The following is a 22,888-nucleotide window of genomic DNA, read 5'->3' as shown; positions in this document are numbered from 1 at the left end:
GTGCTTGGCCACAATGATGTCGGTGATGTTCTTGTGCTCCGATTCCTCGTCGCCGGCGTCCTCGGCGTACAGGAACATCACCACATCCGCGTCCTGTTCGATGGAGCCGGACTCGCGCAGGTCCGCCAACTGCGGCCGCTTGTCCTGGCGCTGTTCGACGGCGCGGGAGAGCTGGGAGAGCGCCACGACCGGCACCTGCAGTTCGCGCGCCAGGGCCTTCAGCGCGCCCGAAATATACGAGATTTCCTGGACGCGGTTCTGTACTGCGAAGTCCGCCCGCATGAGCTGGAGATAGTCTACCACGATGAGGTCCAGGCCGTGTTCGGCATAGAGCCGGCGGGCCTTGGCGCGCATCTCCAGCGGGGAGATGGCCGGCGTGTCATCAATGAATATCGGCGCCTCTGCCAGGATGCCGGCGGATTCCACAAAGAGCGGCCATTCTTCCTCGGTGAGCTGGCCCAGGCGGAGACGCAGGGAGTCAATGCCTGTCTCCATGGAGACGAGGCGCTGGATGAGCTGTTCCGCCGACATTTCCAGGCTGAAGATGGCCACCCGCTGGCCGAATTTGCGCGCCGCGTTGCGCGCGATGCTGAGGGCGAAGCTGGTCTTGCCGGTGCCGGGCCGGCCGGCGACGATGATGAGGTCGGAACGCTGAAACCCGCCCAGGAGCTTGTCCAGTTGATGAAAGCCGGTGGGGATGCCGATGATTTCCCCCTGGTGCCGGTACAGATAGTCCAGCCGCTCGAAATATTCCTCCATGAGCTGGCGCAGGGGGATCAGGTCGCGGCGCAGGCGGCGTTCCGAGACGCCGAAGATGAGCTGTTCGGCGCGGTCAATGATGTTGTCCACGTCCCCGCCGGCCTCGTAGACCATCTGCACGATCTGGCCGGCGGCGGAGATGAGCCGGCGCAGGACAGCCGTACGCTCCACGATGCGGGCGTAGTGCTCCACATGCAGGCTGGTCGGCGTCGTGTTATAGAGCGAGGCCAGATACGACCGGCCGCCCACTTCATCCAACTGCCCGCGGCGCTCCAGCTCCGCGCTGACACTGAGGAAATCTATCGGCTCATTGCGCTGATGCAGGTCCAGGATGGCCTGGTAGATCCAGCCGTTTTTGACGCGGTAGAAATCGTCGGCGCGCAGGATGGGCGCGACCTTGATGACCGCGTCCGGGTCAATTAACAATGAGCCGAGGACTGCTTCCTCGGCTTCGATGTTCTGCGGCGGGAGGTGATCCCCTTCCACGCGCGTCTCAATCATCCCATTCCCTCGTCCAGCTTAGTTTGGGTGGGCAGTCCTTGTGTGTCTCGCCGGCCGGCGCTACTTCTTGTCCTCCTCTTCGTCGCCCAGGTCCAGATTCTCCAGGAATTCCTCGAAGATGGAGAGGTTCTCTTCCTCTTCTTCGGAGAGTTCGGGGGCCTGTTCTGCGGATTCGGAGAGGATGCCGGCCTCGTCCATGACATGGGGAGCCACATAAATGGGCGCCTTGACCCGCACGGCCAGCGCGATGGCGTCGCTGGGGCGAGAGTCAATCTCGTGGCGCTCGCCGTTGACATCCAGGATAATGCGGGCGTAGAAGGTGTCGTCCCGCAGGTCATTGACGACGACGTACTGCACCTCCGCCCCCAGCTCTTCCAGGATGGACTTGAGCAGGTCGTGGGTCAGGGGCCGTGCCATCGGCACGCCCTGGAGCTCAATGGTTATGGAATCCGCCTCGAATGGCCCGATCCAGATGGGCAAATAGCGGTCTCCATCTACTTCGCGCAGCACGACGACGCGGTGTTGGGACATCAGGCTCACCCGGATGCTGTCCACCACCACTCGGATCATTTCATGCCTCCTCATGCGCTGCCTGCCGGCGTGGTCCCGCCGGCTGACATCATTATACCACAGAACGCCCGCCCGGTACAATTGCGGCGGGAAAGAGGGTGTGGGATCGCGGTGTCCCTTTTCCCGGTTCCCGTCCTTCAGGAGCGCAGGAACTGGCGTGCCAGGGCTTCCGCGCTGAGATGAATCATGGTCGGCCGGCCGTGGGGGCAGGTCTGCGGGGAGGATGTGGCTTCCAACCGGCGCACCAGCTCCGTCATTTCCTCGTGGCTAAGGGTTTGGCCGGCCTTCACGGCGCCGCGCTTGCACACCGCGGCCATGACAGCGGCATCTTTGCGGCGTGCCAGTGGGGTTTCCCCGCGCTCCAGCTCTTCCAGCACCTCATAGAGCGCTGTGCGGGGGTCCTGCCGGCCGGCCAGCACCGCCGGCACAGCCCGCAGGAGGAACGCGCCTTCGCCGAACGGCTCCAGCTCGAAGCCGGCCCAGCGCAGTTCCTCGTCATACGTGTGTATGACATCCTGCTGACGCAAGTCCACCGGCACCACCTGCGGCTCCAGCAGGGCCTGGGAGAGGGGGGTGCCGGCGGTCGCCTGGGAGAGCATCTGCTCGTACAGGACGCGCTCATGCGCTGCGTGCTGGTCAATGAGGTACAGCCCGTCGGGGCCCTCGGCGATGATGTACATCTGCCGCACCTGGCCGACGACGCGCAGGATGGGGAGCCGGGGCGGGGGAGTGCCGGCCGGCTCAGGGGCGGGCTCCTCGGCCGGCGGGATGAGGCGCAGGGCATGTTCGACCGCGCTCCGGCCGGCGCTCATCAGCATCTGCTGGCGGGCGACGATTTCCGCGGATGGGCTGGGCCGCTCTCCCCAGCCAGGGACGTGGAACTGGGGGGCGGCCGGCGCTTGCTGGACCAGGGCGGCGCGCACCTGGCGCTGGACGGCGCGGAAGACCTCGCCGGCGGCGCGGAAACGCACCTCGGTCTTGGTGGGGTGCACGTTCACATCCACCTCCGCCGGGTCGAGGTGGATTTGCACGACGGCGATGGGGAAGCGGTTGGCCGGCAGGAGGGTGTGATAGGCCTGCAGGACGGCATAGGCCAGCGCTTTATCCCGCACCCAGCGGCCGTTGACGAAGAACACCATGTGTCGGCGGTCGGCGCGATGGAGCGCCGGCGGGCTGACGTACCCCGATACCATGACCGGAGAAGGTTCCTCCGCGGTGCTCTGGATGGGGAGCAGGGCGCTGGCGGTCTCCGGCCCGTGTATCTCTAGGAGCACATCCAGCAGGTTGCCCGTGCCGGGGGAGCGGAGGATGGGCCGGCCGTTATGGATCAGGGAAATGCGGCGCGTCGGGTAGGCCATGGCGTAATAGGTGACGATCTCCTGGATATGGCCGGCCTCGGTCAGCGGGGAGCGCAGAAACTTGCGCCGCGCCGGCACGTTGAAGAACAGGTTCTCGACCGTAATGCTGGTGCCGGGCGGCCGGCCCACCGGGCGCCGGCGCACAATTTCGCCGGCTTCCAGGGAAAGCTGTGTGCCGACTTCCTCATCCGCGGAGCGGGTGGACATCTCCACCCGGGAGACGGCGGCGATACTGGCCAGCGCCTCGCCGCGAAACCCGAGGGTGACGATGCGGTTCAGGTCATCCACGTCGGAGAGCTTGCTGGTGGCGTGACGGGCGAAGGCCAGCTCCACCTCGCCGGCGGGGATGCCGCATCCGTCGTCAGAAACGCGGATCAGACGCAGGCCTCCCTCTTCCACCTCGACCTGGATGTCCCGCGCGCCGGCGTCAATGGCGTTTTCCAGCAGTTCTTTGACCACCGAGGCCGGCCGTTCCACCACTTCGCCGGCGGCGATGCGGCTGGCCACTTCCGGGGGCAGGATGCGGATGGGCATGGGTCCTCCTGTGTAGGCGTTTCCTGGCGCCCATATTGTACCACAGCCGGCGCGGGGCGGGAAAGAGCGGAAAGGGGCCGGCGCGCGTGCGCGATGGGCGAACTTATGGTATACTGGGAGTGAACACTCGCCAAAGGCGTCAGCGGAAGGCCATGCAGTACTACTGCCCAGTATGTTTTGCCCCGGTGGAGCGCGATGCCGTTCGCTGTCCTGCTTGTGGGGTCGACATCGCCGCATGGGAACAGAACCATACGTTTACTGAGCGCCTCGTCCACGCCCTGCGGCACCCAAACCCGGAGGCGCGCATGTCGGCCATCATTACCTTGGGGAACCGCGGGGAGGCCGGCGCCGCGCTCCCGCTGGCCGAATGTGCCCTGGCATACCCTCATGATGTGGTGCAGGGGCTGGCGGTGGTGGAAAGCCTGCGCCGGCTTCCGGACAGCCCGGAAAAAGCCGCGGCGCGCGAGATGCTCCGCCGGCATCCCTCCCGCATCATCCGTCAGGCGGCGGAGGGCATCGGCACTACCAGCGGTACAGCCAGAGGAGGACCTGCCATGCGCTTGAGCTGTCTACCGGTCTCATTCTTCCAGGACATTATTGAAGGGCGCATGTCCATCGGCGAATGGGCGCGCATCGGCGCGGAGGTCGGGCTGGACGGCATTGACATCTCTGTGCTCTTTCTGAGGAGCCTGGAGCCGGCCTATCTGGCGGAAGTGCGGCGTTCCATTGAGGAGGCCGGCATGCGGCTGGTGATGGTCACTTCTTACCCCGATTTCACTCATCCGGAGCCGGCGGAGCGCCAGCGTCAGATTGAGCAGGAGCGGGCCTATATCCGCGCCGCCGGCCTGCTGGGGGCGGAGCTGATACGCGTCACCGCCGGCCAGGCCCATCCCGGCCTGGATGAGCGGGACGGCATCCGCTGGGCGCTGGAGGGACTGCTGGCCTGCGAGGACGCCGGCAAAGAGGCCGGCGTGCGCCTGGTGCTGGAAAACCACGGGAAACCAGGCTGTTGGCAGTACACGGACTTTGACCAGCCCACCCATATCTTCCTGGAGCTGGCCAGGGGCATTCGCGGCACCACCATTGGCATCAATTTCGACACCGCCAATCCCATCGCCTACGGGGATGATCCCCTGCCCATCCTGGAGCAGGTGATCGATCAGGTGGTCAGCATTCACGCCGCCGATACCAGCACGCGCGGCGCGCTGAATCATGTGCTGTTGGGCACCGGCCTGGTGCCGTTCGGCGATATTTTCGCCTTCCTGAAGCGGCACGGCTTTGCCGGCTGGATATGCATGGAGGAGAACAGCCGGCTGGGCGTGGACGGAGTGCGCCGCGCCGCGGCGTTCATCCGCGCGACATGGGAGGCCGCCGGCACGTGAAAGACGCCTATCTGACGCCATCGAGGTAGCCAGCATGATCCCACCAGAGCTTGTGATTGTGCGCGGCGCCGGCGACCTGGGCAGTGCGGTCGCCTGGTGCCTGCATACCGTCGGTTTTCGCGTGGTCATTACCGAGGCGCCCGTCCCAATGGCCGTGCGCCGCACCGTCGCTTTCTGCGACGCGGTCTATGACGGCCGCGCGCAGGTCGAGGGTGTCACGGCCCGGCTGGCCAGCAGTGTGGAAGATGTGGACGCCATCCTTGCCGCCGGCGATATTGCCCTGATGGTGGATCCGGACCTCTCGCAGGCCCTGCGCTTGGCGCCGCTGGCAGTGATTGACGCCATTATGGCCAAGACCAATGTCGGCACGCGCATGGATATGGCCCCCATCGTCATCGGGTTGGGGCCGGGCTTCGCCGCCGGCCGCGATGTGCATGCGGTCATCGAGACCAACCGCGGCCATTACCTGGCCCGCATCATCTGGGAAGGGTCTGCCCAGCCGGACACGGGGGTGCCGGCGCCGGTGGAAGGGCATGCCGAGGACCGCGTCCTGCGCGCGCCGGCCGCCGGCCGGGTGCATTGGGAATGCGACATCTGCAGTATCGTGCGCGCCGGGCAGGTGCTGGGAGAGGTGGCCGGCCGGCCCGTGCTGGCGCCCTTTGATGGCGTACTGCGCGGCGCGATTCGCGAGGGCACGGAGGTGCCGGCGGGCATCAAGATCGGCGATGTGGACCCGCGCCTGGACGTCCAGGCGTGCTATACCATCTCCGATAAAGCGCGCGCCATCGCCACATCCACCCTGCACGCCCTGCTTATCCTGGCCCGCCGGCTGGAACGCCGGTGCTGAGGGCGGAGGACGGACGGATGGAAGAGGTCTTCGCCGCTCTGAAGGAGGCCGTTGACGCCGGACAGACGGTCGCGCTGGCGACCATCATCCGCACCGCCGGCTCGACCCCGCGCGAGGTCGGTGCCAAGATGATGATCCATCCCGAAGGGCGGCACGCCGGCACTGTCGGAGGAGGATGCGGCGAGGCGGAGGTCCTGCGTCAGGCCCTGGATGTCATCGCCAGCCGGCAGGCGGCGATTGTGCGCGTGGACCTGACCGGGGAAATATCGCTGGAGAGCGACGGCATTTGCGGTGGAGTGATGGAGGTGCTGGTGGAGCCCTGGCCGCCGGCGGATGAGGAGCCAGCGCAGTGGAGGCCACTGCTGGAGCGGCTGGCGGGCGGGGAAGCGGCCGGCCCATGGGCGCTGGCGACGCGACTGCCGCCTGCTCCCGTCCAGCATTTGCTGATTACCCCTGACGAACTGGATGCCATACAGGAACGCTCCCATGCCTTTGACAGGGCTGTCGAGCGCCTGCTGACAGAGCGGCGTTCGGGCCTGGTGACCCTCCCCGAAAGCGGCGAGACATGGTTTGTGGATGTGCACCGCGCCCGTCCGACAGTGGTCATCGCCGGCGCCGGCCACATCGCCGTGCCCCTGGCGCAGATGGCGAAAGTGCTGGACTTTCGCGTCATCGTCATTGACGACCGCCCCACCTTCGTCAATCCGGCCCGCTTCCCGACGGCCGACCAGCTTATCTGCGATCATTTTGACAAGGCACTGCGTTCACTGCCCATTGACCCCGATACTTATATCGTCATCATCACCCGTGGGCATCAGCACGACGTGACCTGCCTGCGGGCGGTTATCCGTTCGCCGGCCGGCTATATCGGCATGATCGGCAGTCGCCGGCGGGTGCGCGGCGTTTTCGAACTGCTGGAGCAGGAGGAACGCATCCCGCGCGAGCTTTTGGAGCGGGTACACGCCCCCATTGGATTGGATATCGGCGCCAAAACGCCGGCGGAGATCGCCCTCTCCATCCTGGCGGAAATCGTGAAGGTGTACCGCGGAGGGCAGGCGGTTTCACTCTCCCAGTATTTGCGCGGCCAGCGGCCGGGGGTCGCGGCCGGCCGCGCCTGAACGTTTGCCATCAATCCTGTGCGCAAGGAGATAGATACCATGGACAACCTGCACATCGCTGTTATCGGAGCCGGGCCGGGCGGCTATGTGGCCGCTTTGCGGGCCCGTCAGCTTGGCGCCCGCGTGACCCTGATCGAGCGGGAGCGCGTCGGCGGGGTGTGTTTGAACTGGGGATGTATCCCCACCAAGGCGCTTCTCCGCACCGCGGAGGTACTGCATACGGCGCGCGAGGCGGAGAAGTTCGGGGTGAAGACCGGCGCGGTGGAGCTGGATTGGAAGAAGGCGCAGGAGCGCAAGGACCAAGTGGTGGCCCAACTGGTGGGTGGGGTGGAAGTGCTCCTGCAGAAGGCCGGCGTCGAGATCATCCAGGGCGAAGCGCGCTTCAGCGAGCCGTGGAAACTGCATGTCAGCACCCCACAGGGCGTGGAGGTACTGCGGCCCACCCGCATCATCATCGCTACCGGTTCCAGCCCTATGAGCCTGCCCATCCCGGGCATTGACCTGCCGCAGGTCATCGGCAGTACGGAGGCGCTGTCCCTGCAGGAACTGCCGCGCCGGCTCCTTATCATCGGCGGCGGAGCGATCGGCGTGGAATTCGCCGCGCTCTTCGGCATCTGCGGCGTGGAAGTGACCCTGGTGGAGCTTCTGCCGCGGCTGGTGCCCACCGTGGACCATGACATCGGCGAGGCGCTGGCCTGGACCTTGGGCCAGCAGGGCATCGCCGTGCACACTGGTTCGCGGGTAACCCGCATCGCGCCGGCGGGCGGCGCGGTGACCTGCACCGTGGAGGGGCCGCAGGGCACCTTCGATGTCACTGTGGATAATGTCCTCCTGGCGGTGGGGCGGAAACCGAACGTCGAGGGCCTGGCGCTGGATGTGGCCGGCGTCCATTATTCGGCCAAGGGCATCGCGGTCAACAACCGCATGGAAACCAACGTGCCAGGGATTTACGCCATTGGGGATGTCGTGGGCGGTTCGATGCTGGCGCATGTGGCGATGCGGCAGGGGGTGGTGGCGGCCGAGAACGCCTGCGGCAAAGAGAGCTTTATCAATTACAAAGCGGTGCCGGCGTGCATCTTCACCATCCCGGAGGCGGCGACGGTGGGAATGAGCGAGGAGCAGGCGCGCCAGGCCGGCCATGACGTGATGATCGGCAAATTCGCCCTGGTGAACAACGGCAAGGCCGTGGCCGCCGGCGAGTTCAACGGCTTCATTAAGATCGTGGCCGACCGGCGCTTCGGCGAGATACTGGGCCTGCACATCGTCGGGCCGCATGCCAGCGACCTGATCCTCGAGGGCACCCTGGCCATCAACCTGGAGGCCACGCTGGAGGAGATTGACACCACCATTCACGCCCACCCAACGCTGGGAGAAGCTGTTGTGGAGGCGGCGCTGGCCGCTCAGGGCCGTGCCCTGCATGTGCCGGCGAAATAGCCCGGGTTCAGAAGGTAAGATGTGTTACGGAAGAGCCGGCGGCATCGGCGATAATTAGGTTATATCGCCTCGGATGATATAATGTACGGAGGTTCCGCATGCCGAAAAATGACCTGACCTTTCTGCTGGGCGGCGAGGCCGGCCAGGGCATCGAGTCCAGCGCCACCGGCTTTGCCAAAGCGATTGCGCACGCCGGCCTCCACATCTTCGACCTGCGCGATTACCGCTCCCGCATCCGCGGCGGGCATAACTTCGCCCAGATCCGGGTGAGCGCGGAGCCCCTCACCTCCCATCGGGAGACTGTGCATGTCCTGTTGGCCATGACCGAGGAAGCGGTGCGCCGGCATTATCCCCAGGTCCCCGCCGGCGGCGCCATCCTCTATGACGAAGCCCTGCCGGTGGAGGATGCCATCTGGGAAGCGGTGCAGGCCCGGGGCGTTCAGCGCTTCCCCGTGCCGCTCCGCAAAATCGCCGAGGAGATCGGCGGCGCGGTGGTGATGATGAATACCGCCGCCACCGCCGCGGCCGCCGGCGTCACCCGATTCCCCTTCTCGTACATCGAGGAGATCATCCGCGTCAACTTCGGCAAGCGGGGCGAGGCCATGGTCAGCGCCAACCTGAAAGTGGCGGATGCCGCTTACCGCTATGCCCTGGAGCATTACGCCGGCAGTTTTGACCACACGATCGAGCCGATCCCGGGCGCGCCGCCCAGGATGCTTTTGAACGGCAACGAGGCATTCGCCTTTGGCGCGGTGGCCGGCGGATGCCGCTTCGCCGCCGGCTATCCTATGACGCCGGGTTCGCCGGTGTTGGAGTGGCTGGCCGGCCATGCTAATCAGTACGGCCTGGTGGTCAAGCACACCGAGGACGAGATCGCGGCCATCTGCATGGCGGTGGGCGCCGGCCATGTGGGGGCGCGTGCGCTGGTCCCGACCTCGGGCGGCGGCTTTTCCTTGATGGTGGAGGCGCTGGGCTTTGCCGGTATGTCCGAGACGCCGGTGGTCATCTACAACGCACAGCGCCCCGGCCCGTCCACCGGCCTGCCGACCCGCCAGGAGCAGGGGGACCTGCTTTTCAGCCTGTGGGCGTCGCAGGGCGAGTTCCTGCGGGTGGTGCTGGCGCCTGGCACCCATGAAGAGGCGTTCGAGGCCGGCTGGCGCTCCTTCAACCTGGCGGAGACCTATCAGACCCCCGTCATTGTGCTGGGGGATCATTTCCTGGCGACTTCCTCCCGCACCCTGGAGCCAGAGGCCCTGGACCTTTCCGCGGTGCAGGTGGAGCGCGGCAAACTGCTCTCGCCGGCGGAGCTGGATGCGCTGGAAGGGGAGTATTACCGCTATGCGATTACCGAGGACGGGGTTTCTCCGCGCGCCGTGCCCGGCCATCCCAAGGCGGTGTATGTGGGCGAGGGCAACGAGCACGACTACCAGGGCCGCATCGCCGAGGAGATCGAGGACCGGGTGGCGCTGAATGCCAAGCGACTGCGAAAGCTGGAGACCGCGCGTCAGAGCATGCGCCCTCCGAAGCGCTACGGGCCGGCGGAGGCGCCGGTGATGCTGGTGGGATGGGGTTCCACGGTGATGCCGGCGCTGGAGGCCCTGCGCATCCTCAACGCGGAGCGCCCGACCGCCCAGTATCTGCACATCACCGACGTGTGGCCGTTCCCGGCCGAGGCCGTGGCGCAGGCGTTGGGGGAGGCTCGCGTGACCATTGCGGTGGAGAACAATGCCTTGGGCCAGATGGCGCGGCTGATCCGGCAGGAAACCGGCATCCGCCTGGAACACTTTATCAGCAAATACGACGGCCGGCCCTTCTCCCCGGAGTACATCGTGCGCGGCGTCAGGGAGGTGCTCCATGCCTAGCATGAAAGATTTACAGGGGCGCGATCGCCCAACCTGGTGCCCGGGGTGCGGCGATCACGGCGTGCTGAACGCGGTCAAGCTCGCCATGGTGAATTACAACATCGAGCCGCATCAGCTCCTCATCGTGACCGGCATCGGTTGTGGGAGCAAACTGCCGCAGTACATGTGGGTCAACGGCCTGCACACCCTGCACGGCCGCGATATCCCCATCGCCACCGGCGCCAAACTGGCCAATCACAAGCTGTATGTGATGACTGTTTCGGGAGATGGGAATACCTACGGCATGGGGTTGAGCCATCTCCTGCATGCGGCGCGCCGCAACATCAACATCACCTCTGTGGTGCAGAACAACCAGGTGTACGGTCTGACCAAGGGGCAGTATTCGCCGACCAGCGAGACGGGAACAGTGACCAAGACCTCTCCGCCGCCGGCCGGCGCGATCGAACAGCCGGTGCGGCCGCTGGCGCTGGCCCTCATCGCCGGCGCGACCTTCGTCGCGCGCGGCTTTGCCAAGGACCCGCGCTACCTGGCGGACATCATCGGCAAGGCGCTCATGCACCGCGGCTACGCCCTGATCGACGTGTTGCAACCCTGCGTGACCTTCAACCGCGTCAATACCTACGACTGGTACTCGGAACGGGTGTACAAGGTCGAGGAACAGCCGGGCGGCTATGACCCGACGGATTTTGCCGCGGCGCTGGAGAAGGCGCAGGAGTGGGGGGACCGCATCCCCATCGGCATCCTGTATCAGGTGGAGCGCCCGACCTACGAGGATCATCTGCCGGCCATCCGGGAGCAGTCCCTCGTCGAGCTGGGCGTGCATCGGGATATGGCGGAGCTGGAGCGCCTCAAGCGGGAGTTCATGTAGGGGGATGCGATGTCCCAGGCAATTGAGGAAATGCCCTGCATTGTCCGGCTGGAGGTCCAGCCGGCGCCGGACCGCCGGCGGGTGCATTTCATGGTCGAAGCGGACGGGCTGGAGCCGCCGTTCCCCTATCTGGAGCTGAGCGTGCTGGCCCCCGATGGTCAGGAGGTCGGGAGCATGCTGGTGATGGGGGTGATGGAGCCGGAGACGCGGCTGACGGTGCACGTTCGCCCGCCGGCGCCGGAAGGGGAGCGCCGGCCGTACCTGGCGCGCGGCCGGCTGTTCTACGGCGCGGAGGGGGAGGAAGAGCGGACCTTTTCCGTGATGGAAACACCCTTCACGTTCTGATGGGATGCCTCAGAGACGCCAGTGACAGTCACCTCCAAGGTGACTGTCACTGGCGTTTTCTTCTTTGACTACCTTCGGGCGCCGGCGCAGAAGCGGATGAGGCCGTACTGGCCGTTGATGCGCCAGCGGGGGTCTTTGGCATCCAGCTCCGCCACGCGCTCCTCCGTCAAATCCACGATGACCTCGGCTTTGGCGGTGCGCAGGGTGACGAAGGGGGCGGGGAAATAGCGCGTGCGCTCCTCCAACGAATCGGTGGGCGGCCAGCGGCGGTCGTCCAGGAGCCGGCGGTAATTGGCATCCCCTTTTAGGAGCACCAAGTCGGCCTCCGCCAACTGCCGGCGCAGGTCGTCCGGCATATAGGCGAAGCTGTACGCGCTGACCCAAAAGGGATGGGTCACCAACTGCAGGCGGTCGCGGGAGATGGCATTCATCAGCCGGCTGGCCATGGGGGCCAACCTCGGCCGATTCATCATGGCCTCCAGGGCGTGGATGACGTCCTGCGGCATGGCATCCGACACAAAGAACGGCTGGGGCTTCAGGTGGAAGACGATCCGCTCCAGATGCCAGATGGTCAGCAGATGGTCGGCCAGCGCCAGGTCGAACAGCAGTTCCAGGCCGGCGTTGTCCAGGATGAAGTCCACCCGTCGGACGCGGTGGTTGCGGGTGAAGTGCTCCAGGACCTGCGGGCGGTGGTCGATCAGGATGCGTTCACTGGTTTCATCGGCCAGGCCGGCGTGGGCCGATTCCGCCACTTCCTTGATGCTCAGGTCGGCGCGGTTGCCCCACAGGTCCAGCAGGAGCAGTTCGTTCAGGCGCGGCAGGTGCTCTGTCGGGAGCCGGCCGAGGGCGCGCTCGAAGCTTGCCCAGCTCTGACTGCGAGGGCCCAGCTCCTGCTCCTTGTACGGTGCGAAAGGGTCTCGGCCCTGCCAGGAGCCGGGCTGGAAATAGCGTGTGGCTTCCAGGACGCGGCGGTAAAAGTACGCTTCCGCCGGGTACCAGGGGAGCTGGAACCAGTTGCGGCCGATGAAGCGCGACCAGACCTCGTCCCATGCCGCGCGGTCCGGCGTCATCTCGGCCAGCCGGCGCACCGGCAGTCCGTGCGTGATCTCGCGCTTCAGGCTCATAAGGGCGGCGCGAATTTCGGGCGGGAAAGGATTGAGCCGGCATAATTCGTCCAGGAAGGCCGGCAGGCGGTTGCGAAAGGTGTCCTCAGCGAACGAGCCAGGATCGGAGGTCATCAGGGGCGGGGGAAGGGTGTCGGTTCCGAAGGGTGTCAGCGGCATCGTTGAAGCTCCTGTGAATGATTCCGTTTAGGATTCGCCGGCGCGCACCAGCACCCACATCACGGCGTCGAAGGCGATCTGCCGGCGGCGGGAGCGCTCGCGGGTGTACGGTTCGCCGGTCACGTCGCTCAACCGGACATAGGCCGGCTGGACCGTGGAGAAGGCATAGACCCCCAGCGAGACCCATTCGTCGTAGTATTCGGATTGATTGACCTCCACCACGGCCTCTCCCCGCCGGTGGACGATTTTGTAGCGGGCACGGCGGGTGGTGGCGTTGCGGCTGGGGATAAAGGCAAAGACCTCATACAGGCCGGTCTTGGGGATGACCGGTTTCCAGATGGCCCAGCAGTCCTCGCCCTGTTCCTCGGAGACGGTCCACGTCCAGTAGCAGTGGCCGTCATAGCCGACGTCCCCCTCGAACCAGAAGCGGGAGTCGGAGCGGGAAAAGCCGGCGCCGACATCATCCACTGCCACGACCAGGCTCTCGTAGTTGGGGCGGTGACTGCGGATGAAATCGGTGGGGTGCAGGTAGAAGCGCAGGACATCCTCCCGCGGCAGGTTCCACTGGTCGGGCGGCATCAGGTGGGCGCGCACCTCGAAGTGCAGGTGCGCCGGCCCTTTGGGATTGCCGTCCTTGTCAATCATATGGCCGATGGTGCCGATCTGGTCGCCTCTGCGCACCAGGTCGTCCTTTTTCACCAGGATGTCCTTCAGGTGGGCGTATTGGGTCCAGATGCGCCGGCCGTCCCGCAAGCGGTGCTCGAGGAGCACGATATTGCCCCAACTGGGATAACGCCCCAGCTCCAGCACACGTCCGTGCGCCGCGGCGTAGACCGGGTCGCCCTCGTCGGTATCGCCGCCGCCCACGCCGTTCCAGTCCTCGCCGGTGTGCCAGGCGCCGAAGCGCTGATAATAGCTTTCCTCGGCCAGGCCGGCGGCGACGTAATACCCCACGCCGTCCGGCTTGCCCACCGGAAAATCGAAACCGTCGGCGACCTGCGGCTGGCGGGGGCGCCGGCCCAGCCGACCAATGGCCTCGGCCATCTCGCGCGTCACCTCGAAGTTGGGCCGACCGCCGGCGCCGCTCCAATCCTCTGTCCCGCCGAGGATGTAGAGCGCACTGCCCATGACGTAGTCATGTTTTTCCAGCTCGCGGAGCCATTCCAGGTAGATGGGGATTTTCTCCGCCGGCGAGCGGCCGGGGGTCGCATCGCCGAACTCCGTGATGATGATGGGCATCTGCGGCGCCAGATAATGGGCATAGGTGTAGCACTTGCCGTAATAGGGGTGCAGGTGCTGATCCCCCTGCCAGTAGCAGTGCACGCCCCAGGCGTCGAACTTCAGGATGGTGGGCAGGGCGCGGTTCCAGAATTCGGTGTAGCGGTGCGGGGCCTGGCCGGGAAAGACCCAACGCGCCCAGGGGAAGCGCCGGCGCAGAGCGGCCAGCACTTCCTCGGCCCAGGCGATGAAGCGGTCGATATCGGCGTCGGAAGAGCCGAAGCCCTCGCTGTAGCCGGCGGCCTGCGGGTCGAGGTTCGGCTCGTTGTGCACCTCGAACCAGGTCACGTATGGCCGCAGTTCCTCAATGCGGGGGGCGAAGTGCTCGACGAAATCCGCCGGGCTCCACGCTCCGCCGTTCATATCGGCAAAAAGGCGCGCCACGATGAGGGCATCCGGATGCTCCTGCCGCAGACGGCGGTGCACCGCCACCTGGTCGAAGCGCGGCGCCGGAAAGACCAGCGTTTTGATGGTCTCGGGGCGCGCCAGCTTCAGGATGGCGAAGTGCTCCTCCGCCGGCGGTTCCCAGTAGCGGTTCGAAAAGTGAATGCCCACGTTCATGACTGTGCCTCCAGGTTCAGCGGGGTGCTCCCACCGGGATCAGGTAGAGCGGCGTTTCATCCGCGCCCAGCCCCAGCACGGCGCGCACCTGCTCGTCATAAAAGGCGCCGATCGGCACCGCCCCCAGACCCAGGGCGATCGCCTGCAGGAGCAGGTTCTGGGCGGCATGGCCGGCCTCCAGGTGCACATAGCGCTCCGCGCGTGGGCCGTATTTGGCGGCGGTGCGCTCATATACGGCGGCGATGACGAAGACCGCCGGCGCTTCGTACACGGGGCGCTGGCGCACAGCCGCGTCCCCCAGGGCAGAGCGGCGGTCGCCGGCGGCGGTGCGCCGCAGTGCATGCTGGTGGGGCAGATAGTGGTACACGCCCTCGGGCAGGACGACGTATACTTCCAGCGGGTAGAGGGCGCCGGCGGAAGGGGCGGTGCGGAAGCCCTGCGGCGAGGTGATGCCCTGCGCCGCCCACAGGAGCTGGCCGATTTCCTCCCATGTCAGGGAGCGTGGCCCGTACTCGCGCACGGAGCGCCGGCGGGCCAACGCCTCCTCGAGGGAGAGCGGACCCTGCTGGCGCGGCGCCGGCAGGGTGATGACCTCTTCCGCTTCCGTCGTCGCGGGGGCGGGGGCCGGCGCGGCCCTACAGCCGGCCACGAGCATGATGCACAGCCCTGCTACCAATGCCAGGATACCGCCTTTCCGCCGCACCGCGTTTTCTCCTCTGCCGGCCGCGCGGTCTCACCTTTTGGAGTATACCTGGATGAAGCGCTGGAAGGAGCGGTCGTAGGTGCGCTCCACTTCGGGAGGGAAGGCGCAGGCCGGCAGTTCCTGATGCGCCAGATGATAGGCCAGGCACTCACAGCACAGCCCTTTGCGCGGGCAGGGTTCCCAGGTACAGTTACAGCGCTTTAGGTTGCGCTCCTGTTTGCACTCCATCGTCATCCTCCATCGAGCCTGCCGTGCTGGGCCAATTATAGCATGGGGCCGGAAGGGAGCGCAATCCGCCGATTTGCGCGATTTCAGCGACTGTGGTATAAACCTGACAAAATTGCATAGGTTTTTGGTTGCTCTCTTATCCAGAGAGGTGGAGGGACCGGCCCTGTGAAGCCTCGGCAACCAGACCGTTGAACCACGGCGGTTCGGCGGTCCAGGTGCCAATTCCGGCAGGGGCATGCATGATGCGTGCCCTTGGAAGATGAGAGGGTATGGCGAAGATGCTGCTGCCTTCTCATACCGACGAATCCCTGGGGCAGCAGCTTTTTATGTCCTGAAACGGACTCCTCGGGCCGGCGGTGCTTCTCGGATAAGGCGGCGAGGATATTTTTATTGGCAAGGAGGTTGCGATGACAGAAGAGAACACCCGGCCGGCCACCTCCCGCGGTTTTTCCACCCGTGCGGTGCACGCCGGCGAATCCCGTCAGAAGCCTTACGGCTCGCTGACCACGCCGATTATCCAGACATCCACCTATACCTTCGAGAACAGCCAGGCCGTTATCGCCCACATGCAGAGGAAGATGGCCGAACTGCCCCTCCAGCGCGGGGAATACGGCCGCTATACCAACCCCACCCGCGAGACGGTAGAGCGCAAGCTGGCCGAGCTGGATGGGTGCGAGGAGGCCATGCTGGTGGCCTCAGGCATGGCGGCCATCACCACCGTCTTCCTGACCCTGCTTTCCGCCGGCGACCACCTCATCATCACCGAGGACTGCTACCGCAAGACGCGGGAGTTCGCCCTGGCGTTCCTGCGCCGGCTGGGCATCGAGGTCACCTTCGTGCCGGTGGAGGACCTGGAGGCGCTGGAAGCCGCCGTCACGCCGCGCACGCGCCTCATTTTTACGGAACTGCCGACGAACCCGTACCTGCGGGTAGTGGACCTGCCGCGGCTGGTGGAGATCGCCCGCCGGCACGGCTGTCTGCTGGCAGTGGACAGCACCTTCGCCACGCCCTTCAACATCCGGCCGGCGGAATTCGGCGCCGATCTGGTGATCCACAGCGGCACCAAGTACCTGGGCGGGCACAACGACCTGCTGGCCGGCTCGGTGGCGGGGCCGGCGGAGATCATCCACAAGCTCAAGGACGCCCAAAACATGCTGGGACCGACCATTGACCCGCACGCCGCCTATTTGCTCCTGCGCGGCATCAAGACCCTTTCCCTGCGCATACAGCGCCACAACGAGAACGGCCAGCGGGTGGCGGAGTTCCTGGAATCTCACCCGGCGGTGCGGCGGGTCTTTTACCCCGGTCTGCCCTCGCATCCGGACCATGCCATCGCCAAAAAGCTGATGGCTGGCTTCGGCGGGGTGGTCAGCTTCGAGATCGAAGGGGATATGGAGCGCACCATGCGCTTTATCGACGCGCTGAAGATCCCGTACGTCGGGCCGAGCCTGGGCGGTGTGGAGTCCATTATCGAACAGCCGGCGCTGATGTCCCATTTCGCGCTGGACAAGCAGGAGCGCGAGCGCATGGGCATCAAGGATGAGCTGGTGCGCTATGCCCTGGGCATCGAGGATGCGGACGACCTGATCGCCGATTTACAGCAGGCGCTGGATTCCATCCTGTGAGCGGCCGGCGCGAGGAGGTGAGCACATGATCGTGATGAAATTCGGGGGGACTTCGGTAGGCGACGCGGGGCGTATGTCCGCCGTCATGGATATCATCGAGTCGTATCTGTCGCGCGAGCCGGTTATCGTCGTCTCTGCCATGAGCGGGGTGACCAATCTGCTGATCGAGGCGGCGCGTGCGGCCAGCCGCGGTGAGGACAGAGTCTATCGCGAGGCCAAGGCGACGCTCCTGGAGCGGCACCTGCAGGTGGTGGACCAGCTTCTGGCGCGCAGTGTGGAGCGGGTGGAGGTGGCCGGCCTTATTGAGGACCGCCTGCACGATTTTGAACTGCTCTGCCGGAGCATCGCCGTGCTCGGGGAAATCACCCCGCGCGGCTACGATGCTGTCTCCTCCATCGGCGAACAGCTCTCGGCGCGCATCCTGGCGGCGGCGCTCTCGGCGCGCGGCATTCGGGCGCGCGATATCGTTGCCACACAGCTCATTATCACCGATGACCATTTCGGCGCGGCGCGTCCCATCATGGACCTCACCCGGGAACGCGTGCAGGCCTTGATCCCGCCCCTGCTGGAGCGCGGCATCGTGCCGGTGGTGACCGGCTATGTCGGGGCGACGAAGGAGGGAGTTACCACCGTGCTGGGGCGGGGTGGAAGCGACTACTCGGCCGCCATCCTCGGCGCCTGTCTGGGGGCAGAAGAGGTGCAAATATGGACCGATGTGGACGGCATCCTGACGGCGGATCCGAATATCGTGCCGGAGGCGCACACGCTGGACGAGCTGAGCTATGAGGAGGCGGAGGAGCTGGCCTATTACGGCGCAGATGTCCTGCATCCCAAGACGGTCGCGCCGGTGCATCAGGCCGGCATCCCCCTGCGCATCCTTAACAGCTTCAACCCATCACACCCTGGCACGTTGATCACCAGCTCACCGTCGCCGAACCGCCGGGCCATGCCGGCCATCATCTCTACCAAAGGATTGAGCCTCATCGGCATCGCCGGCAACAGCCAGGAATGGGGGCCGCTGGTAGGGGCGCGCGTGCTGGAGAGCCTGGCGGATGCCGGCGTGGATATCCTGCTCTTCACCCAGCCGCTTTCGGAACGCAGTCTGAACCTGGTGGTGCGCCGGCAGGACCAGCGGCACTGTGTGCGCGTGCTGGAGCATGCCCTCTCGGGCGAATTACAGCGGGGCGTCATCTCGCACATCGGTGTGCGCGAGGAGGTCGGCACGATTTCGGTGGTCGGGCGCACCAGCGCCCAGCCGGCGCAGACGGTGCCGCGCGCCTTTGCCGCGTTGGGCCGGCGCGGCACGCGGATCATTTCCGTCGCCCAGTCGGCCAGCGAGTATAACATCTCGTTCGTGGTGCCGGAGGCAGATGTGGACGACACCGTGCGCTATATCCACGCCGAGCTGGGATTGGACACGGCCGGCGGGTTATAGCATAATCTCTGCTTGCGATATGTGCTCACTACGGAGGACACTATGCTGCACATCTTCGGACCTGCCAGCATGGCAGAATTGTTCGGCGATTTCATTGTGTACCGCCGGCTGGAGCCGTCTGACCCCCGACTGCCGGCGCTGGAGCAGTTGTGGAAGGAACTGGGCTGGCCGGCCTACCGCATCCCGCGCAAGGCGGAGCCGGAATATGCGCTGGTGGTGGCGCGCATCCTGGAGGCGGCGCGCCGGCTGGATGCGCCGCAGACGCGGCTGAAGCGCCTGATATTCCTGGGCGACACTTACATGAACGACGGCAATGCCTTCGCCAACCTGTGTGCCGCCGGCGGCTGGGAAGGGCTGGCCTTTATCGGCGCCGACAAGCCGGCAGAGCCGCCGCAGTGGCGCGTCGAGGGGCGCGTTTTCCTGTCCAACCGCTGGGCCGGCCTGGCGGAGTTCCTGGAATATGCCCGCCGGCAGGGCTTCGCGTTCGACGAGCACCTGGCGGTGGTGATTGACATGGATAAGACGCTGGTGGGAGCGCGCGGCCGCAACGACAAAATTATTGACCAGGTGCGGGTGCAGGCGGTGAAGGACACCGTGGCCTTGGCGCTGGGCGAGCATTTCGACCATGCGGCCTTCCAGCACGCCTACGACACCCTGAACCAGCAGGTCTATCATCCGTTCACCCAGGATAACCAGGATTTGCTGGCCTACCTGTGTCTCATCATCGGGGCCGGGCTGTATACGCTGGAAGAGGTGCTGGAGGGCTATCAGTCCGGGCGCATCCCATCATTCGATGCCTTTATCCATCTGGTGGACGGCCGGCGCGAAGATCTGAGGACCGCCGGCCTGCTGGACCTGCATCAGGAGGTGCTGTCGGCCTGGGACGCCGGCGATCCCACCCCGTTCAAGGCCTTCCGCTATCGCGAGTATGAGCTGACCGCGGCGCGCTATGACCCCTCGCCGGCGGACGGCATCCCCGTTGAGAAGCTCCTGCAGGAGCGCATCTTGATCACCCAGGAGGTGCACCAGGCCGCCCTCTATCTGCGCCGGCAGGGCGCTCTCATCTTCGGCCTGTCGGACAAACCGGATGAGGCATCCGTGCCCCAGCCGGCGCTGGCGGCGCAGGGATGGAAGGCCTTGCATCACTGCCCGACCTTGTGTGTGGGCGAGCCCCTGGAAATTTGACTATCATACCGCTGGGAATATAATAACCGCAAACTTGACTGATGGTCAGACCAAAATATGGTTTGCAGTACTTGACGCCCCGATGGCCGGGTGTATACTGTTTGGCGCCGGCGGGTGGTAGGCCCGATTGCAATATTTACGAAAAAGGAAGGAGGAGACCGCGATGGTGTCGCGCAAAACCGATGTGCGTCTGATCGCCCTCGTGGCGGTGATGGTGGCCGTGACCTGCGTCTTCACCCTGCTGGTGCGCATCCCCATGGCTCCCACGCGGGGCTATATTCACCTGGGGGATGTGGCGGCGACCTTTTCGGCGCTGGCGTTCGGTCCCTGGTTGGGATTTATCATCGCCGGCGGCGGGACCGCGCTGGCCGACCTGGTCGGCGGATACCCGCACTGGGCACCGCTGACCCTGATCATCCACGGCCTGCAGGGCTTTCTCGCTGGCTATGTCGCCCGGCTGGGCCGGCATCGCCCCGGCGCCATGCTGTTGGGCGCTTTCCTGGGAGAGGTGGTGGTTGTGCTGGGCTACTTCCTCGTCGAGATCCCGCTGTACGGGCTGGGGCCGGCGCTGACCGAACTGCCCGGCAACTCGATCCAGGGCGCCTTTGGCCTGCTGGGCATGCCCCTGCTGTATCTGGTCTCCCGGGCATATCCGGCAGTTCTGGAATACGGAAGGGGCCGTGTCGAGCATCGTTCGCATCACTGATGTCTCTTTTGCCTACCCCTCGCCCTTGCCCGGACATGGGCCGGTGCCGGCCCTCCAGCACGTTTCCCTGGAGATCGAGAGCGGCTCGTTCGTCGCGCTCATCGGAGCGGTGGGTGCCGGCAAGACCACGCTCTGCCTGTGTCTGAACGGCATCGTCCCCGGCATGACCGGCGGGGAATTCGCCGGCGCGGTGGAAGTCATGGGCACGCGCACCAGCGAACGCAGTGTGGCGGAACTGGCGCGCCATGTCGGTATGGTGTTCGAAGAGGCCGAGGTCCAGCTCTTCAACTCCAGCGTGGAAGATGAGATCGCCTTCGGGCTGGAAGAGCTGGGCTGGGAACCGCCGGCCATCGAGGAACGCATTGACTGGGCACTGGAGGCGGTGGGACTGCAGAGCATGCGCCGGCGCAATCCGCGGGGGCTTTCCGGCGGGGAGCAGAAGCGCCTGGCGATCGCCACCGTCCTGGCGATGGCGCCCAACATCCTGGTGCTGGATGAACCGACTGCCGGCCTCGACCCCCGGGGCCGGCAAGAGGTCATGCAGGTCATCAGCCGGCTGGCGAAGGAACGCACTGCCACCGTCATCATGGCGACGCAGGATGCGGAGATGGCCGCCCGCTTCGCCGACCGGGTGATCCTCCTGGATGAAGGCCGGGTCGTGGATGACGGCACACCGCGCGAGGTATATGGGCGCCTGGCGGCCGGCCAGCGCCCCAAGGTGTATGTCCCCCAGATGGCGCGTGCGGCGCGCCTGTTGAACGAGCGCCTGGGCCGGCGGTGGGACTTCCTCACACCGGAAGAAGCCATCCAGGCATTAACCCCGATGCCATCGCAGGCTCCTTCCAGTCCCCTCCCGCATGCTGGAGCTTGCCCATGACGCCCCCGCTGGTTTCTGTCCAGGAGCTGTGGTTCCGCTACGATGACGGGCCGCCGGCCCTGCGCGGCGTCTCGCTGGAGATCAGGCGCGGGGAATGGGTGGCTGTCCTGGGATGCAACGGCTCCGGCAAGAGCACCCTGGTGAAGCATTTCAACGGCCTGCTGAAGCCCTGGCGCGGGCGCGTGCTGGTGGAGGGGGTGGACACGCGCCGCCGGCAGGTGGGGGAATGGGCGCGCCTGATCGCCTATCTCCCGCAACATCCGGACCGCATCATCTTTTCCGCCAGCGTGTGGGAGGAAGTGGCCTTTGCCCCGCGGCTCCAAGGGGTCTCGGGCGCGGAGCTGGAGAGGCGCGTGAATGCCGCGCTGGAAGCATTGGGACTGCAGGATATGGCCGATGTACCGCCGGCGGCGTTGGGCTACGGCCTGCGCCGTAAGGTGGCCCTGGCGGCCGTGCTGGCGCAGGAGCCGGCCCTGCTCATCCTGGACGAGCCGACCAATGGGCTGGATGCCGGCAGTGCCCGGGATTTCCTCGAGGTAGTCGCGCAGAGACACCGCCGGGGCACGGCGGTGGTGCTCATCACCCATGACCTGGAGCTGGCGGCGCAGTACGCCGGCCGCGCCGTGCTGATGCAGGCCGGCGAGATCGCGGCGGATGGGCCGACGCGCTCCGTGTTGGGCAACGCGGCCCTCCTGCGCAAGGCCGGCCTGGAGCCCCTGCCGGTGACCCACACCGCGCATGCACTGCGGGAAGCCGGCTTGGCCGGCCTGCCGGCGGACCTGCTCCTGCCGGAGGAGTTTGCCGAAGCGTATGTGAGGGCGGCGGCCGGCGGAGGGGAGGTCGGGCAATGATGCTGGACCTGTATGTCCGCGGGGATGCCTGGTACCACCGTTTGGACCCGCGCACCAAGTTCGGCCTGACCCTGTTGTTCGTGGTCGCGGCCGCGCTCATCCGAAATCCCCTGGCGATGTTTGCACTGCTGGCACTGCTCCATATCCTGCCGCTCTCCAGCCGGGTGCCGCCGGCGCGTTTGCTGGCGGCCTGGCGCCCGCTGTGGCCGATCACCTTGATTATCCTGGTATTGGGCAGTTTTACCTGGGGCGCCGGCGGGGCATCCGTATGGTGGCGATGGGGGCAGGTATCGGTGGGGCCGGCCAGCGTCCTGCAGGCCGTGACGATGGCCCTGCGGGTGGATGCGCTGGCCTTCGCCTTTTCGCTCCTGCTGTGGACGACGGAGCAGGGAGAGCTGGTGGCCGGCCTGACACGGCTGGGCCTGCCGCATTCTGCCAGCCTGACCTTGGCGATGTCCATGCAGTTTGTCCCGACTTTTGGGCGCATTTTCGGTGAGATTATGGAGGCCCAGGAATCGCGCGGACTGGTCATCCCGCGCAATCCCCTGCGGGCGGCGCGCGCCTATCTCCCGGTGTTG

General features: G+C 66.0%; 21 protein-coding genes and 1 riboswitch. Of the genes, 14 read left to right on the top strand and 7 right to left on the bottom strand.

Features of this window, described 5'->3' with window-relative positions; all coding sequences use genetic code 11:
• The 3 genes from dnaB to mutL all read right to left on the bottom strand — a co-directional run.
• Nucleotides 1-1,260: replicative DNA helicase (dnaB, locus tag H5T60_01200; GenBank protein ID MBC7241047.1), on the bottom strand; the 1,260-nt coding region annotated here is incomplete at its 3' end.
• Nucleotides 1,261-1,320: 60 nt separating this feature from the next.
• Nucleotides 1,321-1,830, bottom strand: a complete 510-nt coding sequence (locus H5T60_01195) for a bifunctional nuclease family protein (protein MBC7241046.1) — start codon at nucleotides 1,828-1,830, stop codon at nucleotides 1,321-1,323.
• Nucleotides 1,831-1,967: 137 nt separating this feature from the next.
• The gene (gene mutL, locus H5T60_01190) at nucleotides 1,968-3,722 is read right to left on the bottom strand and encodes a DNA mismatch repair endonuclease MutL (GenBank protein MBC7241045.1); all 1,755 of its coding nucleotides are present in this window, start codon (nucleotides 3,720-3,722) and stop codon (nucleotides 1,968-1,970) included.
• Between the two features lie 305 nt (nucleotides 3,723-4,027).
• On the opposite strand from mutL, the gene H5T60_01185 reads away from it, so the two are divergent.
• From H5T60_01185 to H5T60_01155, 7 genes are all read left to right on the top strand, one after another.
• Nucleotides 4,028-5,104: a sugar phosphate isomerase/epimerase gene (locus tag H5T60_01185; GenBank protein MBC7241044.1), complete on the top strand. Its 1,077-nt coding sequence runs from the start codon at nucleotides 4,028-4,030 to the stop codon at nucleotides 5,102-5,104.
• A gap of 34 nt (nucleotides 5,105-5,138) precedes the next feature.
• Nucleotides 5,139-5,951: an EF2563 family selenium-dependent molybdenum hydroxylase system protein gene (locus H5T60_01180; protein MBC7241043.1), complete on the top strand. Its 813-nt coding sequence runs from the start codon at nucleotides 5,139-5,141 to the stop codon at nucleotides 5,949-5,951.
• 17 nt (nucleotides 5,952-5,968) lie between these two features.
• A complete protein-coding gene (locus H5T60_01175; protein ID MBC7241042.1) occupies nucleotides 5,969-7,069 on the top strand; it encodes an XdhC family protein in 1,101 nt (366 codons plus the stop codon).
• A 39-nt stretch (nucleotides 7,070-7,108) separates the two neighbouring features.
• Complete coding sequence (gene lpdA / locus H5T60_01170) at nucleotides 7,109-8,503, top strand: dihydrolipoyl dehydrogenase (GenBank protein ID MBC7241041.1); 1,395 nt, start codon at nucleotides 7,109-7,111, stop codon at nucleotides 8,501-8,503.
• 98 nt (nucleotides 8,504-8,601) lie between these two features.
• Nucleotides 8,602-10,365: a 2-oxoacid:acceptor oxidoreductase subunit alpha gene (locus H5T60_01165; protein MBC7241040.1), complete on the top strand. Its 1,764-nt coding sequence runs from the start codon at nucleotides 8,602-8,604 to the stop codon at nucleotides 10,363-10,365.
• Nucleotides 10,358-11,233, top strand: coding sequence for a 2-oxoacid:ferredoxin oxidoreductase subunit beta (locus tag H5T60_01160; GenBank protein MBC7241039.1), 876 nt, complete (start codon nucleotides 10,358-10,360; stop codon nucleotides 11,231-11,233). The genes H5T60_01165 and H5T60_01160 overlap by 8 nt, the downstream gene beginning before the upstream one ends.
• Nucleotides 11,234-11,242: 9 nt before the next feature.
• The gene (locus H5T60_01155) at nucleotides 11,243-11,578 is read left to right on the top strand and encodes a hypothetical protein (GenBank protein ID MBC7241038.1); all 336 of its coding nucleotides are present in this window, start codon (nucleotides 11,243-11,245) and stop codon (nucleotides 11,576-11,578) included.
• Nucleotides 11,579-11,646: 68 nt separating this feature from the next.
• Here the strand turns inward: H5T60_01155 and H5T60_01150 are convergent, their stop codons facing one another.
• The 4 genes from H5T60_01150 to H5T60_01135 form a co-directional block, all read right to left on the bottom strand.
• Nucleotides 11,647-12,861 (bottom strand): protein-glutamate O-methyltransferase family protein, encoded by a 1,215-nt coding sequence (locus H5T60_01150; GenBank protein ID MBC7241037.1) that lies wholly within the window; start codon nucleotides 12,859-12,861, stop codon nucleotides 11,647-11,649.
• A 27-nt stretch (nucleotides 12,862-12,888) separates the two neighbouring features.
• Entirely contained in the window at nucleotides 12,889-14,700 is a 1,812-nt protein-coding gene (locus H5T60_01145) for a peptidoglycan DD-metalloendopeptidase family protein (GenBank protein ID MBC7241036.1), read from the bottom strand.
• 16 nt (nucleotides 14,701-14,716) lie between these two features.
• Nucleotides 14,717-15,355: a SagB/ThcOx family dehydrogenase gene (locus H5T60_01140; protein ID MBC7241035.1), complete on the bottom strand. Its 639-nt coding sequence runs from the start codon at nucleotides 15,353-15,355 to the stop codon at nucleotides 14,717-14,719.
• A gap of 78 nt (nucleotides 15,356-15,433) precedes the next feature.
• Nucleotides 15,434-15,631, bottom strand: a complete 198-nt coding sequence (locus tag H5T60_01135; protein MBC7241034.1) for a hypothetical protein — start codon at nucleotides 15,629-15,631, stop codon at nucleotides 15,434-15,436.
• Between the two features lie 133 nt (nucleotides 15,632-15,764).
• Nucleotides 15,765-15,897: riboswitch (SAM riboswitch) on the top strand.
• 141 nt (nucleotides 15,898-16,038) lie between these two features.
• On the opposite strand from H5T60_01135, the gene H5T60_01130 reads away from it, so the two are divergent.
• The 7 genes from H5T60_01130 to H5T60_01100 form a co-directional block, all read left to right on the top strand.
• The gene (locus H5T60_01130) at nucleotides 16,039-17,256 is read left to right on the top strand and encodes an aminotransferase class I/II-fold pyridoxal phosphate-dependent enzyme (GenBank protein ID MBC7241033.1); all 1,218 of its coding nucleotides are present in this window, start codon (nucleotides 16,039-16,041) and stop codon (nucleotides 17,254-17,256) included.
• Between the two features lie 25 nt (nucleotides 17,257-17,281).
• Nucleotides 17,282-18,691: an aspartate kinase gene (locus tag H5T60_01125; protein ID MBC7241032.1), complete on the top strand. Its 1,410-nt coding sequence runs from the start codon at nucleotides 17,282-17,284 to the stop codon at nucleotides 18,689-18,691.
• A 69-nt stretch (nucleotides 18,692-18,760) separates the two neighbouring features.
• A complete protein-coding gene (locus H5T60_01120) occupies nucleotides 18,761-19,876 on the top strand; it encodes a hypothetical protein (protein ID MBC7241031.1) in 1,116 nt (371 codons plus the stop codon).
• 163 nt (nucleotides 19,877-20,039) lie between these two features.
• On the top strand, nucleotides 20,040-20,582 hold the full coding sequence (locus H5T60_01115; GenBank protein MBC7241030.1) for an ECF transporter S component: 543 nt from the start codon (nucleotides 20,040-20,042) through the stop codon (nucleotides 20,580-20,582).
• Nucleotides 20,557-21,459, top strand: coding sequence for an ABC transporter ATP-binding protein (locus H5T60_01110; GenBank protein MBC7241029.1), 903 nt, complete (start codon nucleotides 20,557-20,559; stop codon nucleotides 21,457-21,459). The genes H5T60_01115 and H5T60_01110 overlap by 26 nt, the downstream gene beginning before the upstream one ends.
• Complete coding sequence (locus H5T60_01105) at nucleotides 21,456-22,310, top strand: ATP-binding cassette domain-containing protein (protein ID MBC7241028.1); 855 nt, start codon at nucleotides 21,456-21,458, stop codon at nucleotides 22,308-22,310. Before H5T60_01110 ends, H5T60_01105 begins: the two co-directional genes overlap by 4 nt.
• A partial coding sequence (locus tag H5T60_01100) for an energy-coupling factor transporter transmembrane protein EcfT (protein MBC7241027.1) occupies nucleotides 22,307-22,888 on the top strand: 582 nt, incomplete at its 3' end. The genes H5T60_01105 and H5T60_01100, both read left to right, overlap by 4 nt.

The organism is Anaerolineae bacterium, from assembly GCA_014360855.1.
Lineage (GTDB): Bacteria > Chloroflexota > Anaerolineae > JACIWP01 > JACIWP01 > JACIWP01.
The sequence above is the reverse complement of the archived record's forward strand: the minus strand, read 5'-3'. Positions and strand labels throughout refer to the sequence as shown.